Source organism: Nonomuraea sp. NPDC049784 (assembly GCF_040659615.1).
GTDB lineage: Bacteria > Actinomycetota > Actinomycetes > Streptosporangiales > Streptosporangiaceae > Nonomuraea.
Genome location: NZ_JBFAMX010000041.1, coordinates 17,271 through 37,997, shown reverse-complemented (window position 1 = coordinate 37,997; position 20,727 = coordinate 17,271). Strand labels below are relative to the sequence as shown.

Genomic DNA, 20,727 nt, shown 5'->3' with positions numbered 1-20,727 from the left:
CCTGCGGGTGGACCGGCTCCACGACGTGCGCGTGCTGCCCTGCGCCGCGGCCACCTACCTGTACGGCTCGCGCCAGGCGCTGGAGGCGGCGATCCAGGAGCTGTCGCCGATGAGCGGTGACCGGGTCTGGTCGATCCGCCCGCCCACACTCAGGGACGCCTACCTCACGCTGTCCGCCGTACCCGAGCCGGCCGCTTTGGAGGCGTGAGATGGCGGGAACAGTCTTGGCGGAACGGCCTGCGGTCGGCGTGCGGAGGACCGGGACGGTGTGGACCCTGGTCCGCGCGCAGGTGACGCTGCTGCTGCGCACGCCGGTCGTGCTCCTGGCCGTGCTCGCCCTGCCGTTCGCGGTGCTGCTGGTGCTGATGCTGGTCATCGGCTTCCGCTTCCCCACGATCGAGTTCGGCGCGATGCCGGGGGTCAGGGTCATCGACCGGCTGCTGCCCGAGATGGCGGGGACCGTCGCCGCCGCGGCCGGGATCCTGGTGCTCACGCTGCACCTGTCGGAGGTGCGGGCCACCGGGATGCTCAGGCGGCTGCGGCGCAGCCCCATGCGGGGCGGGTCGTACCTCACGGCGCAGGCGATCGTGGCCGGTGCGCTGGTGGTGGCGTCCACGGTGCTCTTCATGGTCGTCACCTTCATCGTCTACGGCCCGCCCCGCTCCTGGCACCCGCTGTACCTGGCAGGGGCGCTGCTGGCGGTGACGTACTGCTCGGTCAGCGCCGGGCTGCTGCTCGGCGGCCTGCGGATGTCGCGCACCGGGGCCCGGATCGCCGCGCCGCTCTGCTTCGCGCTGCTGTTCCTCGGCAGCGGGCTGGGCGTGCCGCGCGAGGGCTGGGAGGGCGTGGCGCCGTGGTTCTACCAGGTCACCACGGTCAACCCGCTGGCCCAGCTCAACGACTTCCTCTTCGCGGCCTACCAGGGGCGGCTGTCGGACACCTGGCCGGCCGTGGCCGGGCTGCTCGCGACCGCCGTCGTCGTGAACGTCGTGACCAGGCGCGTCTTCGACTGGGACGGTGCTTCATGAGAAGAGTCCTGATAGGTACGGTCGCGCTCGCCCTGCTGGTCGGCGGGTGCGCCCAGCGCGACGAGCGCAACCCCATAGCGATCGCCATCGCCGGCACCCCGCAGGAGGCCGCGGCCAGGCAGACCGCGCCCAAGGCGACGCCGGCGAGCACGGTCGATCCCGACGACGCGCTGCTCAAGGTCGCCCAGTGCCTGCGCCAGAACGGCATCGACGTGCCCGACCCCGGCTCCCCCGAGGACAAGACGTGGAAGTACACCGGGGACCAGGCCACCATGGAGAAGGCGCTGAAGGCATGCGAGAAGTACACCTCGCAGATCCCGAACCCTCTCGACGACCCCAAGACCCGCGACCAGCTCATCCAGTACGCCCGGTGCATGCGGGAGCAGGGCATCGACATGCCCGACCCGCCGCAGGTCAACCCCAAGCTCGACGCCAACGACCCCAAGCTGCGGAAGGCGGCGGAATCCTGCGTCAAGCTGCTGCCCGGACAGGGGGGCACCCAGTGAACGGAGGACTCAAGGGAGTCGTGGCCGCCCTGGGCACCGTGGTCGTCGGCAGCGCGGTCACCGCGGGCGGCGTGTTCGCCTCGGCGGCGCTGTTCGACGCCGGTCCGCAGGCGAAGGTGGCTCCCACCCCGACCGCACGCCCGGTCTCCGCCACCACCAAGGAGATCACCCGTGGCGACCTGGTGGACAAGGAGAGCGTGGACGGGAAGCTCACCTACGCGGACAGCCGTACGATCAAGGCCGCGTCCACCGGGACGATCACCAGCCTGCCCGACGAGGGCGAGGTCATCAAGCGTGGCCAGAGCCTCTACGCCGTGGACCGCCGCCCCCGCGTCCTCATGTACGGCAAGCTCCCCGCGTACCGGACGCTGCGGGACGGGGTCAAGAAGGGCCCGGACGTCAAGCAGCTCGAGCAGAACCTGCGTGCCCTCGGGTTCGGCCGCGGCGTGACGGTGGACAACCGCTTCACGGACGCGACGGCCCGTGCCGTACGGCGGTGGCAGAAGAAGAACGGCATGGAGCGGACCGGGAAGGTGACCCCGGCGGACGTCGTCTTCCAGTCCGAGGCCGTCCGCGTCAGCAAGACCGACGTGGAGGTCGGCGACCAGGTCAGTGCCCTGCGGCCGATCCTGGACATCACCGCCACCGACCGCCTGGTCCGCATCGACCTGGACGCCGACAAGCAGGACATCGCCAAGAAGGGCAGGAAGGTCACCGTCAAGCTGGCCGACGGCAAGAGCGTCACCGGCAGGATCAGCCTGGTGGCGAAGGTGGCCAAGCTGGCCAAGGGCTCCGCCAACCAAGAGAAGGGCGCCACTGTCGAGGTGGAGATCAAGGTCGCCGCCAAGTCGCTCGGCTCGCTCGACGAGGCGCCGGTGACCGTCGAGCTGGCCAGGCAGCGGGCCGAGAACGTGCTCACCGTGCCGGTGGAGGCGCTGCTGGCGCTGCCCACAGGCGGCTACGGCATCGAGATCGTCGATCAGGGCGTGGGCAGGCGGGTGCCGGTGCAGACCGGCGCGTTCGGCAACGGCCGGGTCGAGGTGAGCGGCCCCGGACTGGCCGAGGGCATGAAGGTGACGGTGTCGGGCCGGTGAACGTCCTGGAGATCCGCGGGGTCAGCAAGACCTACGGCCGGGTGCACGCCCTCCGCAACGTGGACCTGACCATCCGCAAGGGCGAGATGGTCTCCATCGTCGGCCCGTCCGGTTCGGGCAAGTCCACGCTCCTGCAGATCGCGGGCACCCTCGACCGGCCGACCTCCGGCACCGTACGGGTGGCCGGCTACGACGTGAGCACGCTGTCCGACAGCCAGCTCTCGGCGCTGCGCGCCCGCTTCATCGGCTTCGTCTTCCAGCAGTTCCACCTCTCCCCCAGCCTGTCCGCGCTGGACAACGTGGCCGACGGCCTGCTCTACACCGGCCTGTCCAGGCGGCAGCGGCGGGAGCGGGCCGAGGCCGCGCTCGACCTGGTGGGTCTGTCCCACCGACTGGGGCACCGGCCGAACCAGCTGTCCGGCGGGCAGATGCAGCGGGTGGCGGTCGCCCGCGCCGTGGCGGGGCGGCCTCCGCTGCTGCTCGCCGACGAGCCCACCGGCAACCTGGACTCCGAGGCGGGCGCCGAGGTGCTGTCGCTGTTCCGGACGCTGAACGCGCGGGGCATCACCGTCGCGATCATCACGCACGACGCCGAGGTGGCCATGGCCTGCCCGCGCCGCATCCGCGTACGCGACGGCCTGGTCAGATCCGAGGTCTCATGACGGCGGGGGCTCTATGAGTACGGCGCTGCGCCCGGCGCGGCTGCGGCCGACGGACATGGCCAGGCTCGGCACCTCGGGCCTGCGGGCCAGACCGGCCCGGGCGATCCTCGCCGCGCTCGGCATCGCGATCGGCATCGCCACCATGGTCACGGTGGTCGGCATCTCCGCCTCAAGCCAGGAGAAACTCCTGCGCCAGCTCGACGAGCTCGGCACCAACCTGCTCAGGGTCTCCCCGGGCGACAGCCTCTTCGGCGACAAGGTCAAGCTCCCCAAGAACGCGGCCGAGATGGTCAAGCGCATCGACGGCGTCACCAGCGCCAGCCAGACGGCCGAGACCGGCACCACGGTCCGCCGCAACGACCTCATCCCCAGCGGCATCTCCCTGGGCATCACGGTCCAGGCCACCAGCCTCGATTTGCTCACCACCATCGACGGCCGGGTACGCCAGGGCACCTGGCTCAACGCCGCCACCGAACGCCAGCCCGTGGTGGTGCTGGGCGCGGTGGCCGCCGAACGGCTCGGCCTGCTCACCCCCAACGCCCAGGTCTGGATCGACAACAGGTGGTTCACGGTCATCGGCGTCCTGGACAAGATGCCGCTGGCCGAGGAGATCGAGCGATCGGCGCTGGTGGGCTTTCCCGCGGCCAAGGAGTACCTGAACCACGACGGCCACCCCACCACCGTCTACGAACGCTCGGCCGACGAGGCGGTGGAGAGCGTGCGTGGGATGCTGGCCCGCACGGTCAGCCCGGAGAGCCCGAACGAGGCCAAGGTGAGCCGGCCGTCGGACGCGTTGAAGGCCAAGGCCGCCGCGGCGGGCGCGTTCACCGGGCTCATGCTCGGGCTGGGGGCGGTCGCCCTGTTCGTCGGCGGGGTGGGGGTGGCCAACACGATGGTGGTCGCCGTGCTGGAGCGGCGCAGGGAGATCGGCCTGCGCAGGTCGTTCGGCGCCACCAGGGCTCAGGTGCGCAACCAGTTCCTGGTCGAGGCGCTGCTGCTGTCGGCCTTCGGCGGCGGGGCGGGGGTGCTGCTCGGGGCGCTGGCCACGTTCGTCTACGCACAGCTCAACGGGCTGCCGACGGTGGTGCCGCTGTGGGCGCTGGGCGGCGGACTGGGCATCACGGTGGTGATCGGCGCGCTGGCCGGCATCTATCCGGCGCTCCGCGCGGCCCGCGTCCCCCCGACCGTGGCACTGAGCACCTAGCAGCCGCCGAGTACGGCGGGGCCGGGCTCAGACGGGGAGCCGGCCGGCGCGGCGGCGGGTCAGGGCTTCGCCAGCCGGCGGGCGATGACACGCAGGGCCAGCACCTCGTCGGCGCCCTCGAAGATGGACAGCACCCGGGCGTCGACGAACAGCCTCGAGATGCTGTACTCCTCCGCGTACCCGTAGCCGCCGTGCAGCTGCTGCGCCTCCCTGGTGACCCATTCGGCCGCCCGGCAGGCCAGCTGCTTCACCTGCGCGGCCTCCAGCTGACCGTCGCCGGCCGCCACGGCGCGGGCCGCCGCGTACGCGAAGGCCCGGCACGCGGCGATCAACGCGGCCATCCTGGCGATCTTGGTGCGGGTCAGCTGGTAGCCGGCGAGCGAGCGGCCGAAGACCGACCGCTGCCGCGCGTAGTCGACGGCGAGTTCGAGCGCCGCCTGCATGACCCCGACGGCTCGGGCGGCGGTCTGCAGCCGCGCGTTGGCGAACGCCTGCATCTGCAGGTAGAAGCCGCGGCCGAGGCCCTCGTCCAGGCCGATCAGGTCGACCGCGGGGACGCGCCAGTGGTCGAAGCGGACCTCGAACGAGTGCATGCCCCGGTAGCCGAGGGTACGGATCGCCCGCCCCTCGACGGTCCCGCCGCCCTCCTGGGTGAGCCGCCATTCGTGACCGGAGAAGGACGGCTTCTCGACCACGAAGAGCGACAGGCCCCGGTGACCGGACGGACCGGTGCGGGCCAGGACCAGGAGGTAATGCGCGCGGCCGGCGAAGGTGCACCAGGTCTTGACGCCGTTCAGCACCCATTCGTCGCCGTCCCGGGTCGCGTTGGTGGTGATCGCGGCGACGTCGGAGCCGTGGTCGGGCTCGGTCACCGCGACCGCGCAGAGCCTCTCCCCCGAGGCGATCAGCGGCAGCCAGCGCCGCTTCTGCTCCTCCGTGCCGCCCCGGTTGATCGCGGTGGCGATGATCTCAGGGCGGGTGATGAGCGAGCCGGCGGCGCCGAGGGAGGCGCGGGACAGTTCCTCGGTCACCACCACCATGCTGAGCAGCTCGTCACCCTCGGCGCCGCCTCCATACGCGGCCGGGATGGACAGCCCGAAGCAGCCCATGTCCGCGAGCCCGTCGATGATGCCGGCCGGGATGTCCTCGTCGTCGCGGTGGATCCGGTCCGCGACCGGGACCACCCGGTCCTCGGCGAACTCCCGGAAGGCGGAGCGGACCAGCTGCAGCTCGTCGGACAGGTGCCGGGGTCCCGCCTCGCGGGTGGCCATCACCCGCTCGGCCACGCGGTCCAGGAAGGCAGGGTCGCGTCCGGCGGCGAGGTGGGCCTCGATGCCGTCCAGTGCCGACCTGCCCACGCCCCACAGGGACTCCCTGCCGGTCATCCGGCCGGCCAGGTCCGCGGCGACGTCGGCGGCGTACAGCAGCGCCAGGTCCGCGTCGTGCTCGAGGAGCTCGGCGGCCGCCGCGACCGCCGACGAGATCGACGCCACGTCGTAGGCCACCGCCTGGTCCTGGTTCGCCGGCGCGATGTGCGCCGCCGCCCCGGCGACGACGGACCGCAGCACGTCGACGACGGCCCGCGCGCGGGTGGCCGCGTCAGACATGGCCGGCACCTTCCCACTCGATCGTCAAGGTGCTGTGGGGCTCGGGGTCCGGGCCGAACACGCCCAGAGTGAGCGGTTCGGCATCCTCGACCCGCCGCAGCAGCGCGGGCCGGCCGCAGAACAGGGGCCTGCGGTTCCTGTGGCGCATGCGCAGCACCCGGCCGGGGCACCCCTCCAGGCGCAGCACCTCCACCAGGGCGAGCGTCATCAGCGGGCCGTGCACCACCAGGCCGGGATAGCCCTCGACGCGGGTGACGTACGGCCAGTCGTAGTGGATGCGGTGGGGGTTGGACGTCGCCGCGCTGAACCGCATCAGCAGCGTCGGGTCCGTGGTGAGATTCCAGGCCCACTCCCCGGCCCGGGTGAGGGGTGCGCCTGCCGGGTCCAGGACGGCCGGCTCCGCCGCGGACGGGACGGCTCCGGAGTCGCGGTAGATGAGGTCCTGCCGCTCCTCGATCGCGAGCCGGCCGCTCTCGTCGTACAGGCGGGTGGCGACCACCACGACGACCAGCTTGCCCGAGCGCCCGGACTTCTCGGTGACCGACTCCACGGACGATTCGCGGCGTACCGTGCTCCCCACCGCGAGCTGGGCGTGGAAGACGACCTCGCCGCCCGCGAACATCCGCCGCGGCAGCTCCACCGGAGGGAGGAACGACCCGCGCGCCGGGTGACCGTCCGCCCCGAGCGCGGACGAGACCGGCCAGCGGGACAGCGCGAGCCAGTGCCACAGCGGCGGCAGGGCGTCTCCCGGGCCGGCCGCGGGCATGCCGTCGTCGAACAGCGCCGACAGCGCCGCCACGGGATGGGGGTCGAGCGTCTCGGTCGTGGTGACGGTGTGCGGTTCCCAGCTCACATGAACCGTCCGCCGGTCACTTCCAGCACCGTGCCCGTCATGTAGGAGGACAGGCTGGAGGCCAGGAACAGCGCGACGGTGGCGACCTCGTGCACCTCGCCCGCGCGCTGCATCGGGATCTCGGCCATCTTCTGGTCCCATGCCTTCGGCGGCATCGCCTCGGTCATGGCCGTACGGATCAGGCCAGGCTGGATGACGTTGACCCGCACGCCGTGGTGTGCCAGCTCCTTGGCGGCGGCCTTGGACAGGCCGACGATGCCGGCCTTGGCGGCGGAGTAGTTGGTCTGGCCCACCATGCCGACCTTCCCCGACAGCGAGGAGATGTTCACGATCGCGCCGCTCTTCTGCTCCCGCATGATCGCGGCCGCCTTGCGCGTGCCGTTCCAGGTGCCCTTGAGGTGCACCTCGACCACCTGGTCGAACTGCTCCTCGGTCATCGTCCGCATCGTGGCGTCGCGGGTGATCCCGGCGTTGTTGACCATGACGTCCAGCGAGCCGAAGGCCTCCAGAGCGGTCCCGATCAGGGCGTCCACGTCGGAGGCGTTCGTGACGTCGCACCGCACCGCCCGGGCCATCGCGGGACCGCCCAGTTCCTTGGCCGCCGCCTCAGCGGCGTCCAGGTTCAGGTCGCCGAGTACGACCTTCGCGCCTTCCCTGACGAAGACCTCCGCGATGGCCAGGCCGATGCCCTGGGCGCCGCCGGTGACGACCGCGGTCTTGTCGGCGAGCAGCGTCATGAATGATCAGCTTCTCTCGTTCGTCTCTTCGTGGTGTTCCGCGCGATCGCCTGGGTCGCGATCTCGTTGATGCCCGCCCGCGTCCCGGATGACGCCGTTCTCCCGCAGCTTCGCGAGGTCCGCGGCGGACAGCCCGAGCTCGGCCCGCAGCACCTCGCCGGTGTGCTCGCCGACCTGCGGCGACGCCTCGGGCAGCGTCTGTTCCCCGTCCATCACCACGGGCGACCCCGGCGCCCAGTGCTCGCCGATCCCTGGCTGCGTGACCTTCCCCATCAGCGGGCTCTCGGGCAGCAGGGCCGCCAGCTCGGCGAAGCTCCGGTACGTCGACCACAGCACGCGGGTGGCACGCAGCGCCGACTCGGCCTCGGCGAGGGTACGTGTCCCGAACCAGCCGGCGAGCAGGTCGCCGAGCAGCTTTCGGTGCCGGTAGCGCTCCGGCTCCTCGCCGCTGTCCACCCCGAGCGCGGCGGACAGCGCGGAGACCACGCCGGTGAGGCCGGTCGCGGCGAGGAGGTCCCGCCAGTGCCGGGCGGTGAGCGCCACCACCATGAGCCGCCCGCCGTCGGCGGTGGCGAAGTCGCGGCCGAAGGTGCCATAGATGTAGTTGCCGCCGCGCTCGCGCGGAGTGTCGCTCAGCTGCGCCTCGGCGAGGTAACCGAGGCTCCCGGCGGTCGCCAGGGCGACGTCCTCCAGGGCGACCCGTACTTGCTGCCCCTCGCCCGTCAGCAGGCGGTGCCGCTCCGCCGCCAGCAGCCCGACGGCCAGGTAGAGGCCGGCGGCGAGATCCCAGGCGGGCACCACGTTGTTCACCGGCTGCGCAGCCTCCTCCGAGCCGGTCAGCAGGGGGAAGCCCGTGGCCGCCTGGACGGTGTAGTCCACCGCGGTCTCGCCGTTCCTGCGGCCGGTGAGCAGCACGTGGATCACGTCGGGGCGGCGCTCACGCAACGCGTCGAAAGCGAGCTCCGGGTATCGCTCCGAGTTGACGATCACGATCCCGCCCCGCCGCCCGCCGCTGACAATCAGGTCGGCGACGAGCCGGCGGCCCTGCTCGGACGACAGGTCCACCTCGATGGCGCGCTTGCCCTTGTTGAGCCCGGACCAGTACAGGCTCGTCCCGCTCTCGGCCAGCGGCCAGCGGGTGCGGTCGGGGGCGCCGCCGATCGGCTCGATCCGGATCACGTCGGCGCCCAGCTGCGCCAGCGTCATCCCGCTCAGCGGGGTGGCCACGTACGTCGAGATCTCGACGATCCGCATGCCGCGCAGCGGGCGCGAGCGCCGTGGCGCGGAGGTATCCGTCATCGGCCCTGTCTCCTTGGTGACCATGTCCGGCAAACGCCATGATCCCACTGGGAGTCAGAGGATGGTGAGTGTGCCGCCGCGGCGCTCGCCAAGGGCGGCGACGCATGGCCGCCCGCGCTCCTCGATCCCGGTCGAGCGCCGACCGTACCACGCCCACAGGGTGGGTCACACGCCGAAGATCGCGTGCTCGACGTGGTCGAGCGCCAGGCGCACCGCGCCGAGTGCGACGGACTCGCCGCCCAGCTCCGAGGTCTCCACGCGCACGGGGAAGAGGCAGAGCTCGGCGAGCTCCTCGCGCAGGGGCGCGGCCAGCAGCTCGCCCGCGCCCAACAGGCCGCCGCCCAGGACGACCAGCTCCGGGTCCATCGTGAGCACGGCGGCGCCGACGGTGGCGGGCGGCGCGGGCCCGGGTGCTCGAAGGGCGCGGCTGGTGCGGCGGGACCGGTCGGCGGCTAGGCGGCGCGGCCCTCCAAACCGGCGATCGTGATCGTGCCGGAGGTGGCGCGCAGGCCGAAGCCGTACCGGAAGCCCTCGCGGGCCTGCGGCGTGGCCAGCGTGGCGCCGATGCCGGCCGTGCTGAGCCGATGCCACTGACCGCCCGTGTGGGCGAAGGAGGTGATGGTGTCGCCGGACAGCACCAGCGCGAAGCGGTCGCCCGGCGCGAGCGTCAGTGGCGCGCCGCCGGGCGTGTCCAGGAAGCGGCCGCCGACCCGCACGTTGATGCCGGACCGCTTGCGAGTGTTGTTGTACCAGGCGGTCACGTAGGTGTCCCGGTCCTTGACCCAGCCCACGAACACGCTGTCCTCCGGGCTGCCGGTCCCGGCGAACGAGCCGACCGTCACCACGCTGATCGCGTCGGCCGACGACGGCCCCGCCGGGCCCGCGACCATTCCGAAGAAGGGCTGCGTGCCGCTGCCCGCGAACCGGCCGCCGCCGGCCGAGGTCGCCGGCCTGGCCTCGCCGTCGAAGGGCTGGTGCACGGTGTAGCCCGCCGAGGTGTCAGCGGTGAACGCGTCCTGGGCCTCGACCTTCGGGTAGGAGGCGGGGTCGAGCGGCACCTCCATGTGCGCGTACGCGCTGGCGGCCCGCGCCGACCGGTCGTACGTCGCGAAGGCGCGCACCGGGTGGGCGTCCGGGCGCGGTGGGATCCCGGGCGGCGGCGTCACCCGCCAGCGCACCGCGAACCGGCCGCCGGGCCGCACCACCGGCGTCTCCGCGTGTCCGAGCGGCTCGGCCGACCAGCCCGGCGGCACGGCGGGCGTCACCTTGACGTGGGTGGCGGGTTTGCGGCCGTCGTTGGCGAAGGTGGCGGTCACCACGGCGGGCACGCCCTGCTCGGTGACGGCCGCGTCCAGCCGGGTGTCGCCCGCGGCGGGCGACCACGCCTGCAGCTCGGTGACGCCGACGTACGCGCCGGGCGGGTTGCCGAACACCAGCCGGATCCTGGTCGTGGTCAGGGCGGGGAACGTGATCCGGTTCAGCGCCGCGCTCGGCTCTCGCGGCGTGCGCGCCTGGCCCGGCACCTCCCGCCACGCCGCCCCGTCCCAGAACTCCAGCCGGTACGACGCCGGCGCCCGCACCCCGCCCCCGTCGTCGTAGGCGTAGAACCGCACGTCGCTCACCTGGGTCGGCACGCCGAAGTCCACGCCGAGATGGTCCTCGGGGTTCGGGGAGCGGTAGTTGGTCCACCGGCTGTGCGGGATGTCGTCGTAGAAGATCTGCCCGTCCACCGCGTCCCACACGTTGTCGATGCCGTTGGTGTACGACGCGAACGGCTTGGGGTAGCCGGTTCCGTACGGGTTGGCGGCGTCATTGCCGGGACGCGAGGAGCGGTCGGGCGCGACGGCGGCCGGCACGCGGGCGGTCAGCTCGCCGAGCGCGGGCCGCGCGGCGGCGAGCCTGCCGTTCACGTAGACGCGCAGTCCCTTGCCCTGGCCGTACCTCGTGCCGTCGCGGTCCCACAGCACCGTCACGTTGTGCCCGTGGTAGGGAACGTTCTCCAGCGCGAAGTGGTCCCACTCCGCGGGCGCCAGCGGGTTCACCACGACCTCGCCGTCCGCCTGCGGGCGCAGCCCGATCAGGCCGCTGATCACCAGGTCGTTGAAGGTGGAGTGGTTGTAGTGCTCGCTGTGCCCCCGCGCGTCGTAGATCCAGCGCGGCTCGTCGGGGTGGTGCGCCTCGGCGACGTACGGGTGGCCGTCCTTGTACTGGGTGAGCGCGTAGCCGCGCAGCATCCGGTAGTAGTCGGCGGCGGTGACCACGTCCTGGTCGCGGTCGTTGAGCAGGTTGGCCATGGCGGTGAGCGTGGTCGAGGTGGAGTACGGCCAGCTCGGGCCGTCCCAGTGACAGCAGCCGCCGAGCGCGTCCCGCATGAAGAAGGGGCTGCGCCGCTCGGCCGTGGTCGGCCCGTACGGCGCGGCGAACCCCTGCGGGTCCAGCAGCTGCGCCCACGCCTTCTCGGTCCCGGGCTTGGCCATGCCGAACGCCCACGGCACGAACCCGATCTGCTCCCTCGTGGAGACCAGCTTCCGCTGCGGGTCCAGGTCGGCGCGGGCCTTGTGGTAGAAGAACTGCCGCTCCGAGTCCCACAGATAGCGGTGCAGCGCGTCGCGCAGCGAGGCGGCCCGCTGCTCGAACGTTCCGGACAGGGCTCGGTCGCCGCGCATCCGGGCGATGGCGGCGATCGCCCTGGCGTCGCCGTACTGGTAGGCGTTGAGCGTCGGCCGGTAGCCCGCGCCGCCGTGGTAGGGATCGGCCGGGTCGGTCTCGTAGGAGGAGGCGGTGTACTCCATCGCGTCCCACACCGGCACCGACCAGTACAGGCCCAGGTCCTTGTCGTACTGGCCGCCCCACTTGTCGTACTGGCGGACCAGGTCGGGGAGCAGGTTCTCGACGAAGGACGCGTCGCCGGTGACGAGATAGCGCTGGTAGGCGGCGTCGGCGGCCCACCAGGCGTACTCGTGCGCCCAGTCGTCGGTGTCCTTGTTGAGGTACTCCTCCTTCGGCTTGGGGCTCTTGCCGGGGCCCTGCAGCCAGTAGGTGAGGTAGTCGTCGAGCGGGCGGGTGTCGCGCAGCCAGCGGCCCTCGTAAACGTGGTGGCCCGCGGCGGCGACGATGCCGCCGAGCGGCGCGGCGTAGCCGGGGGCGTTGTGGAACTCGGTGATGATGTCGCCGGTCGCGGAGTCGGTGTAGCGGATGTGCCGCTTGTAGGTGCTCCAGCGGTAGTAGTAGACGTCCTGGATCTCCCGGTCGGGCACCTCCAGGAAGGGGATGTTCGCCTCGTACCACTCCGGCTCGGCGTACCCGGCCAGCAGGGCCCGGTGGTCGAGGAAGGCGGTGCCCGGGCCGGCCTCGGGGTATGCCGGCGGGGGCGTCGGAGTGGCGGCGTTCGCCGGGGTGAGGGTCAGGGCGGTCGGCGCGACCAGCGCCGCGAGCATCGCGAGCGCCACAGCCGTGCGTCTCATGGTCACCTCAAGCGTTCGGATTCGATCCCTATACGCGATCGGATCTGACCGATATTGCCCACATATTGACCAGTCGCGAGCGAAAGCGCAAGATCTGTCCAGGAACGCGAGCCGACATCACGGCTACAAATTGCCTAGCTAACTACAAAAAACAGAGTAGTCTGCGGACATGGAACTAGGTATCGCCCTGCCTACCTCTGGACCGCTGGCCGGTCCCGCCAACATCGCCCGCGTCGCACGTGAGGCGGAACGGCTCGGCTACGACTCAGTGTGGACCTATGAGCGGCTGCTGCGGCCGACCGCGCCCATTTCGATGGGCGGGGGTGAGCCGCAGCCGGTGCCCGAGGTCTACCGGGTCGTCTACGAGCCGTTGGAGACGCTGAGCTACGTGGCCGCCATCACGGAGCGGATCAAGCTCGGCACCAGCATCGTCGACGCCCTGCTGCACCCGGCGGCCGTCCTGGCCAAACGGTTCGCCACCCTCGACCAGTTCAGCGGCGGCCGGCTGATCGCCGGGCTCGGCCAGGGCTGGATGCCGCAGGAGTTCGACGCGGCCGGCGTGCCGATGAGCCGGATCGGGCGCGGCATGGACGAGGTCATCGCCGCCATGCGGGCCTGCTGGGGGCCGGACCCCGTCTCGTACGACGGCGAGTTCACCCACATCGCCGAGTCGCAGATCAACCCCAAGCCGGTGCAGGCACATATACCGATCCTGCTCGGCTCCATGACACCGGCCGGCATGCGGCGGGCCGCCCGCATCGCCGACGGCCTCAACCCGGTGGTGCTCTCGCGCGAGACGCTGATCGACCTGACCAAGGCGTACCGGTCGGCCGTCGGGGAGCTGGGCCGTGACCCCGAGTCGGTCACCGTGGTCGCGCGGGCCAACGTGCCGCTCACCGCCGAGCCGCTGGGCGACGACCGGCCGTTCCTGGGCGGCTCCCCGCGGCAGATCGCCGACGACCTGGCCTCACTCGAGGGCACCGGCGTCGACCACGTCCTGTTCGCCGCCTCGGGCCGCGAGCAGGAAGGCGGGGTGAGCGGGATCGACGAGACGCTCGCCCTCTACGCCGAGCTCATCGACCTGGCCCGCCGGTAGCCGGGACCGCGTCCACCCCCGACGGCTCAGGGGCCGCAGAGCTCGCTGATGTTGTTACGGGCGGCCCAGGCGTGGAGCTCCTGGAAGGCCCCGCGCAGGTCCTCGCCGACGGGGGTGAGCCGGTAGAGGACCGCAGTGGCCGGGCCGTCCGCCAGCTGGCGCTCGACGAGCCCGGCCGCCATCAGTTCGCGAAGACGGTCGGCGAGTATGCCGTCGGTGATCCCGGAGATCGCCTTCGCGAGCTCGCTGAACCGCGCCGGCCGCTCCATCAGAGCGACGATGATCATGCCGTTCCAGCGCTTGCCAAGCACCTTGAACACGTCCGCGAACTGCAGGTCGCAGGAAAGGCTCCGCGGGCTCTCGTCCGAGGCGACGCTCCCGGAGACGTGTTCGGCCATGGCCCTCAGCCTACCTGCTGGTAATACGCCCGAGCAGGCGTGCCGTGGCGGACCGGCCGGCCCCCGGCGCCGTGCTGCCGAGTCACCTTGGGCCGGTCCGGTCAGAGGCCCGAGGGTCCGCGCGCAGGGCGCCGAGCAGCCCGCAGACGGCCCTGACGAGGCGCTCGCCCAGTCGCCGCCAGGACGCGGCGGCGTGCTCGGCGGTGTGACCGGTGGCCAGATCGCCTTCCAGTTCGGCGCACATGTGCACGATGAGCACGCGGCTCATCGCCTCGCGCTGTGCGCGCCTGCAGGGGTCGGGCTCCCCCTGCCCGTGGGTGGCGTCGTACAGGCGGCGCAGGGACGGCGTCTCGAGGTTGGCGCGGACGGCGTACTCGCGCAGGGCGGGCTCGACGACGACCTGACCGAGGAAGCGCCCGTACCAGGAGGGGACGCCCAGGTCGATGTGGTGCTCGATGTGGGGCAGCACGACACACCGGATCTTGTCCTCCAGCGCCATCTCCCCCGGCTCGCCGAGGCGGCTCATCATCGCCACCCGGTGCCGCTCCATGGCCTCGGCGTGCTCGGCCAGGATGGCTTTGACGAGCTCGTCACGCCCGGTGAAGTGGTACTGCACCGCGGACTTGTTGCGTTGCCCGGCGGCTTCGCCGATCTGCCGGATCGACACCCCGGCGAAGCCATCGGTGGCGTACAGGCGCTCCGCCGCACGCATGATCGCGCCCCTGGCGATCAGCGAACGCGCGGACGCCTGCAGCGGCATCACGAGATCACCACGTGACCCAGACGTCCTGGAGCCCGCCCGACAGCAGCCCGGTGCGCAGGCGCAACTCGTCGGCGCTGTCGCGCAGGCGCAGAGTGGGCAGCCGGCGGATGAGTGTACCGAGCACGACCTGCAGCTCGAGGCGGGCCAGCGGCTGGCCGAGGCAGTAGTGCGGGCCCGCGCCGAAGCTCAGGTGCTGGTTGGCGTTGTCGCGGCGAGGGTCGAACCGTTCCGGGTCGTCGAACTTGCGCGGGTCCCGGTTGGCCGCGGGCCGGCACGGGATCACGGTGCTGCCCGCGGGCACGGGAGTGCCGCTGAACTCGCTGTCCTCGGTGGCGACCCGGGGGAAGCCGATCACGCTGAGCGTGGTGTCGAGCCGCAGGACCTCCTCGACGGCGCCCGGGATGAGCTCGGGGTCCTCGATGACCGCCTGGTAGCGCTCCGGCTCCGCCAGCAGCATCGCCGCCATGATGGCGATCATGTTGGAGGTGGTCTCGTGCCCGGCCAGCAGCAGCGCCATCACGGTGCTGATCAGCTCCTCGTGGCTGAGCCTGCCGTCCTCGCTGTCGGAGATCTGGGTCAGCTCGCTGAGCAGGTCGTCGCCGGGGTTCGCCCGCTTCTCGTCGACCAGGGCGGAGACGTACGCGCCGAACTCCTCGTACGTCTGCCGCACCTCCTCCTGCGTGTAGCGCGTCAGCGTCAGCATGACCTGCGACCAGTGCGCGAACTTGTCCTGGTCCTGGCTGGGGGCGCCGACCAGGGCGCAGATGACCCGCACCGGCAGCGGCAGCCCCAGCTGGACCGACAGGTTGGCCGGTGAGCCGGACTTCAGCAGGTCGTCGACGAGCTCGTCGGCCATCCCCTGCACCCGGGGCCGCCACGCCTCCATCTTGCGGATGGTGAAGGACTTGCTGAGCAGCCGCCGCCACCGCAGGTGGTCCTCGCCCTCCCTGAATCTCGTGTTGCCGCTGCGGGAGAAGATCCCGCCGTCCTCCGTCGTGGACACCCGCGCGGCGCCCTCGCCTCCGCGCTGGAAGCGCGTGTCCGTGAGCACCGAACGGACGTCGTCGTAGCGGGTCAGCAGCTGCGCGGAGTCGCCGCTGGGCAGCCGCACGTGGGCCACGGGACAGCGGGACTGCAACTCGGCCCACTCCTGCGGCGGCTCCATGGCCGTCGTCCGAGGGAAGGGGTATTCGGGCATGGTTTCGGTCATGACGCCCCCTATGTCGTTGACGAGTCACCGCCAACAATAAGGAGACCGCCTTAATAAGGCAAGGACCTTAAATATTCTGGTTCACCGGCTGGTAGTCGAACCAGTCGAAGCCGGCGCTCCCTTCCGTGACGTACATGCCGATCACCCGTCCCGTGAAGCCGGTCGCCACCTCCGTGGACAGGTACCGCCCGTCCAGCGAGGCCAGGAGAGCGCCGTCGGCGGAGAAGGCGATGGTGTCCGGTCCCCTGCCTTCGACACCCATCGGCTCGATCGCGGTGGGCGGCAGGATGTCGCGGGTACGGATGTCGAGGGTCAGGGTGATCGGCCCGGGCGGGACCGGTCGCTCGGCCACGCACTGGCGCAGCGGGCCGATGCGCGCGATCACCCGCGCCCGCCCCTCGCCCACCTCCAGGTCGTAGTGGTGGGCCTCGTCCAGGCGCACGGACAGGCCGGCCGTGCCGGATCCGGGATCCAGGCGGGCGGCGACGCGGCAGTCGTGGTGCTGCTGGCGGCGCCCCACGAAGGTGTGGCCGGCCCGGTCGAGGGTCGGGCCGGTGGCGTGCAGGGTCAGCCAGCCGGGACGGGCGTCCAGCGACCAGGACCCGTCGGGGCGGCTGCGCGGCGAGATCCAGTGCGGCGCGAGCGCGCCGGCGTCGAAGTCGTCGCGGTACGGCTCCTCGGGCAGAGGGTGCCAGGCGGCGGGCGCGGGGTGGCGTTCCTTGACGGGACCCACGACCGGCCAGCCGTCCTCCCACCGCACGGGGGTGAGGAAGGTCTCCCGCCCGAGTACCTGGTACTCGGGCGTGTAGCCGCGCGGGCGGGTGCCGAGCAGGACCATCCACCAAGTGCCGTCGGCGGCCTGCACGAGGTCGGCGTGTCCGGTGCTCTGGATCGGCCGGTTGGTACCGCGGTGCGTCAGGATGGGATTGACCGGCCCGGGTTCGAAGGGCCCGCGCGGTGAGCGGGCGCGGGCGATCGACACGGCGTGGCCGCGCTCGGTGCCGCCTTCGGACATGAGCAGGTACCACCAGCCGTCCACCTGGTAGAGGTGCGGCGCTTCCGGATATTTCCCGCCGGTGCCCGACCAGATCGGGTACGGCCCCTCCAGAACCTTGCCGCCGGCCGGGTCGATGCGCGCCACCTGGTTGCCCGAGGTGGTGCACCAGCACGAGCCGTCCTCGTCCCAGGCCAGGTCGGGGTCGACGCCGGGCAGGTCGATCCAGACCGGGTCGGACCAGGGGCCTTCGGGGCGTTCGGCGGTGACGAGGAAGTTGCCGCCCGCTCTCACGTTGGTGGTGATCATGTAGAAGCGGCCGTCGTGGTGGCGGATCGTCGGCGCGAAGATACCGCCCGAGGCGGGCACGTCCGCGGGCAGGTCCAGCTGCGAGGGCCGGTCGAGCACGTTGCCGATCTGCCGCCAGTGCACCAGGTCCCGGCTGTGGAAGATCGGCACGCCGGGGACGTACTCGAAGCTGGAACAGACGAGGTAGTAGTCCTCGCCGACCCGGCACACGCTGGGGTCCGGGTAGAACCCCGCCACCACCGGGTTGTCGTACATCTGCACGTAAAAGACCTTTCGGAAAGTCAGCCCTTGAAGGCGCCGTCCATGATCCCGGCCACCATGCGCCTCCCGACGAAGACGAACAGCACCAGCAGCGGCAGGGTGGCCAGGAACGAACCGGACATGGCCAGACCGAGGTCGACGTCCAAGCTGTTCTGCAGCGCTTTGATGGCGATCTGCGCGGTGTACATCTCGGGCGACTTCAGCACGATGAACGGCCACAGGAAGTCGTTCCAGGAGGTGACGAAGCCGAGCAGCCCGAGCACGAAGGCGGCCGGCCGCACCAGCGGGAACGCGATGCGCCAGAAGATCTGCCAGCTGGTCGCCCCGTCGATGCGGGCGGCCTGCAGGATCTCGTCGCTGATCGTCGAGGACAGGTGCTGGCGCATCCAGAAGATGCCGAACGCGTTGGCCAGGCCGGGCACGATGAGCGCCTGCAACGTGTCGACCCAGTTCAGGGACGAGATGATCATGTACTGCGGGATGACCGCGAGCTGCGTCGGCACGGTCATGGTCAGCACCACGATCAGGAACAGCACGTTGCGGCCCGGGAAGCGGAGCTTGGCGAAGGCGAAGCCGGCCAGCGAGCAGAACAGCGCCTGCCCTACGCCGAGCGTCCCGGCCACGATCAGGCTGTTGACGATCGAGCGCACGAACGGCACCGTCGAGAACACCAGCCCGGCCAGGTGGAAGAAGTTGCCGCCCGGCACGATCTCGGGCGGCAGCTGGGTGGCGGTCGCCGAGTCGGTGGTGGCCACCACGAACATCCAGTACAGCGGGAAGAGGCAGGCGAGCGCGGCCAGGCCGAGCAGCAGGTAGGCCCACCAGCGGACCCGGTCATTCATGATTGCTCCGGCGGGTGCGGGTGGACAGGAAGTAGTTGAGCGTGGCGACGGCGATGATCAGGACGAACAGCGCCACGCCGATGGCCGCGCCGTAGCCGAACTGGAACTGGCCGAAGCCCTGCTCGTACAGGAACAACGTGAGAGTCTGACACTGCCGGATCGGCCCGCAGGTGTACGAGGAGCGGCCCATCAGCAGGGGCTCGGTGAAGATCTGCAGGCCGCCGATCGTCGAGGTCACGACCGTGAAGACGATGACCGGCCGCAGCGACGGGATCGAGATGTGGCGGAACTGCTTCCACCCGCCCGCGCCGTCCACCGACGCCGCCTCGTAGATCGCACGCGGGATCGCCTGCAGCGAGGCCAGGTAGAGCAGCGTCGTGTAGCCGAACCAGCGCCACGTCACCATGACGGCGATCAGCAGGTGGCTGCCCCACACCGACTGCTTGAAGTCGATCGGCCCGATGCCGGCGAAGCCCAGCAGCCAGTTGAGCAGGCCGTAGTCACGGTCGAACATCTGGGCGAAGACGATCGCGGTGGCCGCCACCGAGGTGACGTACGGCACCAGCATCGACATCCGGAAGAACACCGCCAGCCGCAGCCGGGCCTGGTTGAGCAGGTGCGCCACGCCCAGCGCGATCACCAGCTGCGGGACGGTGGACAACACCCAGATGCTGATGGTGTTCCGGAGGGCGTTCCAGAACCGGGGGTCGCCGAACAGGCGGCTGAAGTTGTCGAAGCCGATGAAGACGTGCTCGCCGATGGGGTTCCAGTCGAACAGCGCGACGTAGAACGTGAAGAGCAGGGGGACCAGCCCGAACACCGCGAAGATCAGGAAGAACGGCGCGATGTAGGCGTACGGGGCGATGCGCTCACCGATGCTCTGCCGCACCCGTGTCGTGAGCGCGGGCGTCACCGCGACCGTCTCGAGAGTCGCCGTCACTTGCCGATCGCCGTCTTGGTGTTGGCCAGCGCCGTGTCCCAGGCCTTGGCGGCGTCACCCTTGCCCAGCTCGACGTTGTTGAGGGCGTTCTGGAGCTCCTGGCCGATGGCCGAGCTGTCGGGGCCGATGTAGAACGGCTTGAGCCCGAGCAGGGAGTCGGTGTAGATCTTCCCGATCGGCGCGCCGGAGAAGAACTCGTCCTTCTGCCCGGTGAGCTTGGGGTCCTGGTAGACCGACGGGGTCGTGGGCAGCGAGCCGGCGTTCAGGAAGTGCGCGAGCTGGCCCTGCGGCGACTGGGTCTTGGTGATGTAGTCCCAGGCGGCCTTGGCGTTCTTGGCGCCCTTGGGGATGGCCAGGTAGCTGCCGCCCCAGTTGCCGGCCCCGCCGGGGATCGTGGCGATGTCCCACTTGCCCTTGGTGTCGGGGGCGGTCCTGCGGATCGAGCCCAGCATCCACGACGGCGCGGAGATCACCGCGAACTGCCCCTTGCTCATGCCCGCGCTCCACCCGTCGGTGAACGAGCTCTGCTTGGCCGTGATCCCGGCCTGCATGGCCTTGATCGCCAGGTCGAAGGCCGTCTTGACCTGCGGGCTGGTGCTGTAGACGACGTTGCCGGACGGGTCGTAGTACTTCTGCGGCCCCTGGTTGACCGCCTGGTAGAACACGCTGGTGGACGCGTTGTCCACGAACGCCTTGCCGGTCTTGGCGACATACTTCTTGCCGGTCTCGATGAACGCGTCCCAGGTGGGCCAGAGCTTGCCCACCTCCTCGCGGTCGGTCGGCAGCCCGGCCTCCTTGAACAGGTCCGTCCGGTAGGCCACGGCCATGCCGCCCACGTCCGTCGGGATGCCGATGATCGAGCCGTCCTTGGCGGTGGGCTGGCTGATCACCCAGTCCAGGTAGTCGCCCTTGATCTTGTCCGCGCCGAGCTGCCGCAGGTCGTAGAAGTTCTGCGGCTGCTGCACGAACTTCGGCAGGTCGTCCCCCTGGATGAGCACGAGGTCGGGGACCTTGCCACCGGCCAGCGCGGTGGTCAGCGCCTGCGCCGTCTCCGTCGAGCTGCCCACCTCGGTGAGCTTGACCTGCACGCCCGGGTTGGCCTTCTGGTACTCGTCGACCGAGGCCTTCTGGTCGATCCCGGAGAACGACCAGAACTCGAACGACTTGCCGTCGCCCGACGGCTGCGACGGAGTGCTGCCGCTGCTGCCTCCGCAGGCGGTGGCGGTCAGGGCGATGGCCGCGGCGAGCACGGCGGGGGTTGCGATACGGAGCTTCACGGTTGTTCTCTTCCAGTGGGGATCGAGGTCAGGAGCGGAGCGCGGTCGCGATGGCGTGGTAGGCGGGCTTCTTGTGGAAGATCTCGTCGTACGGCAGCGCGGCGCCCTCGCCGGGGAAGAACGGGCGCGGTGAGGGCGAGGATGACGGCTCCGACGAGCAGGAGGACCGAGATCCGATGCATG

20 protein-coding genes are annotated in these 20,727 nt (G+C 71.1%); 7 read left to right on the top strand and 13 right to left on the bottom strand.

Annotated elements, in window-relative coordinates:
* From AB0J09_RS12730 to AB0J09_RS12705, 6 genes are all read left to right on the top strand, one after another.
* The coding region (locus tag AB0J09_RS12730; protein WP_360689305.1) for a hypothetical protein at window positions 1-208 on the top strand (208 nt) is incomplete at its 5' end.
* A 1-nt stretch (window position 209) separates the two neighbouring features.
* Entirely contained in the window at window positions 210-1,028 is an 819-nt protein-coding gene (locus AB0J09_RS12725) for an ABC transporter permease (protein ID WP_360689303.1), read from the top strand.
* A complete protein-coding gene (locus AB0J09_RS12720) occupies window positions 1,025-1,534 on the top strand; it encodes a hypothetical protein (RefSeq protein WP_360689302.1) in 510 nt (169 codons plus the stop codon). Before AB0J09_RS12725 ends, AB0J09_RS12720 begins: the two co-directional genes overlap by 4 nt.
* Window positions 1,531-2,628, top strand: a complete 1,098-nt coding sequence (locus tag AB0J09_RS12715) for a peptidoglycan-binding protein (protein WP_360689300.1) — start codon at window positions 1,531-1,533, stop codon at window positions 2,626-2,628. Before AB0J09_RS12720 ends, AB0J09_RS12715 begins: the two co-directional genes overlap by 4 nt.
* Complete coding sequence (locus AB0J09_RS12710; RefSeq protein WP_360689298.1) at window positions 2,625-3,290, top strand: ABC transporter ATP-binding protein; 666 nt, start codon at window positions 2,625-2,627, stop codon at window positions 3,288-3,290. Before AB0J09_RS12715 ends, AB0J09_RS12710 begins: the two co-directional genes overlap by 4 nt.
* A gap of 13 nt (window positions 3,291-3,303) precedes the next feature.
* Window positions 3,304-4,494 (top strand): ABC transporter permease, encoded by a 1,191-nt coding sequence (locus AB0J09_RS12705; RefSeq protein WP_360689296.1) that lies wholly within the window; start codon window positions 3,304-3,306, stop codon window positions 4,492-4,494.
* A 59-nt stretch (window positions 4,495-4,553) separates the two neighbouring features.
* On the opposite strand, the gene AB0J09_RS12700 is transcribed toward AB0J09_RS12705, so the two are convergent.
* The 6 genes from AB0J09_RS12700 to AB0J09_RS12675 form a co-directional block, all read right to left on the bottom strand.
* Window positions 4,554-6,101 carry an acyl-CoA dehydrogenase family protein gene (locus AB0J09_RS12700; RefSeq protein WP_360689294.1) on the bottom strand — a complete coding sequence of 516 codons (1,548 nt, stop codon included), beginning with the start codon at window positions 6,099-6,101 and terminating at the stop codon, window positions 4,554-4,556.
* Window positions 6,094-6,954: a MaoC family dehydratase N-terminal domain-containing protein gene (locus AB0J09_RS12695; protein ID WP_360689292.1), complete on the bottom strand. Its 861-nt coding sequence runs from the start codon at window positions 6,952-6,954 to the stop codon at window positions 6,094-6,096. Before AB0J09_RS12695 ends, AB0J09_RS12700 begins: the two co-directional genes overlap by 8 nt.
* Window positions 6,951-7,691, bottom strand: a complete 741-nt coding sequence (gene fabG, locus AB0J09_RS12690) for a 3-oxoacyl-ACP reductase FabG (RefSeq protein WP_360689290.1) — start codon at window positions 7,689-7,691, stop codon at window positions 6,951-6,953. The genes AB0J09_RS12695 and fabG overlap by 4 nt, the downstream gene beginning before the upstream one ends.
* Window positions 7,692-7,697: 6 nt before the next feature.
* On the bottom strand, window positions 7,698-8,990 hold the full coding sequence (locus AB0J09_RS12685; RefSeq protein WP_360689288.1) for a CoA transferase: 1,293 nt from the start codon (window positions 8,988-8,990) through the stop codon (window positions 7,698-7,700).
* 165 nt (window positions 8,991-9,155) lie between these two features.
* Window positions 9,156-9,365 carry a hypothetical protein gene (locus tag AB0J09_RS12680; RefSeq protein WP_360689286.1) on the bottom strand — a complete coding sequence of 70 codons (210 nt, stop codon included), beginning with the start codon at window positions 9,363-9,365 and terminating at the stop codon, window positions 9,156-9,158.
* 77 nt (window positions 9,366-9,442) lie between these two features.
* Window positions 9,443-12,454: an NEW3 domain-containing protein gene (locus AB0J09_RS12675; protein WP_360689284.1), complete on the bottom strand. Its 3,012-nt coding sequence runs from the start codon at window positions 12,452-12,454 to the stop codon at window positions 9,443-9,445.
* A 169-nt stretch (window positions 12,455-12,623) separates the two neighbouring features.
* On the opposite strand from AB0J09_RS12675, the gene AB0J09_RS12670 reads away from it, so the two are divergent.
* The gene (locus AB0J09_RS12670) at window positions 12,624-13,550 is read left to right on the top strand and encodes a TIGR03619 family F420-dependent LLM class oxidoreductase (RefSeq protein WP_360689282.1); all 927 of its coding nucleotides are present in this window, start codon (window positions 12,624-12,626) and stop codon (window positions 13,548-13,550) included.
* Window positions 13,551-13,576: 26 nt separating this feature from the next.
* Here AB0J09_RS12670 and AB0J09_RS12665 read toward each other — a convergent pair whose 3' ends face one another.
* From AB0J09_RS12665 to AB0J09_RS12635, 7 genes are all read right to left on the bottom strand, one after another.
* Window positions 13,577-13,948: a helix-turn-helix domain-containing protein gene (locus AB0J09_RS12665; RefSeq protein ID WP_360689280.1), complete on the bottom strand. Its 372-nt coding sequence runs from the start codon at window positions 13,946-13,948 to the stop codon at window positions 13,577-13,579.
* Between the two features lie 82 nt (window positions 13,949-14,030).
* On the bottom strand, window positions 14,031-14,708 hold the full coding sequence (locus AB0J09_RS12660) for a helix-turn-helix domain-containing protein (protein WP_360689310.1): 678 nt from the start codon (window positions 14,706-14,708) through the stop codon (window positions 14,031-14,033).
* A gap of 7 nt (window positions 14,709-14,715) precedes the next feature.
* The gene (locus tag AB0J09_RS12655) at window positions 14,716-15,921 is read right to left on the bottom strand and encodes a cytochrome P450 (RefSeq protein ID WP_360689278.1); all 1,206 of its coding nucleotides are present in this window, start codon (window positions 15,919-15,921) and stop codon (window positions 14,716-14,718) included.
* Window positions 15,922-15,988: 67 nt separating this feature from the next.
* The gene (locus AB0J09_RS12650; RefSeq protein ID WP_360689308.1) at window positions 15,989-17,479 is read right to left on the bottom strand and encodes a glycoside hydrolase family 43 protein; all 1,491 of its coding nucleotides are present in this window, start codon (window positions 17,477-17,479) and stop codon (window positions 15,989-15,991) included.
* A 26-nt stretch (window positions 17,480-17,505) separates the two neighbouring features.
* On the bottom strand, window positions 17,506-18,327 hold the full coding sequence (locus AB0J09_RS12645; RefSeq protein ID WP_360689276.1) for a carbohydrate ABC transporter permease: 822 nt from the start codon (window positions 18,325-18,327) through the stop codon (window positions 17,506-17,508).
* Entirely contained in the window at window positions 18,320-19,267 is a 948-nt protein-coding gene (locus AB0J09_RS12640; RefSeq protein WP_360689274.1) for a sugar ABC transporter permease, read from the bottom strand. Before AB0J09_RS12640 ends, AB0J09_RS12645 begins: the two co-directional genes overlap by 8 nt.
* Window positions 19,264-20,544: an extracellular solute-binding protein gene (locus AB0J09_RS12635; protein ID WP_360689272.1), complete on the bottom strand. Its 1,281-nt coding sequence runs from the start codon at window positions 20,542-20,544 to the stop codon at window positions 19,264-19,266. The genes AB0J09_RS12640 and AB0J09_RS12635 overlap by 4 nt, the downstream gene beginning before the upstream one ends.
* Window positions 20,545-20,727: the final 183 nt, after the last annotated feature.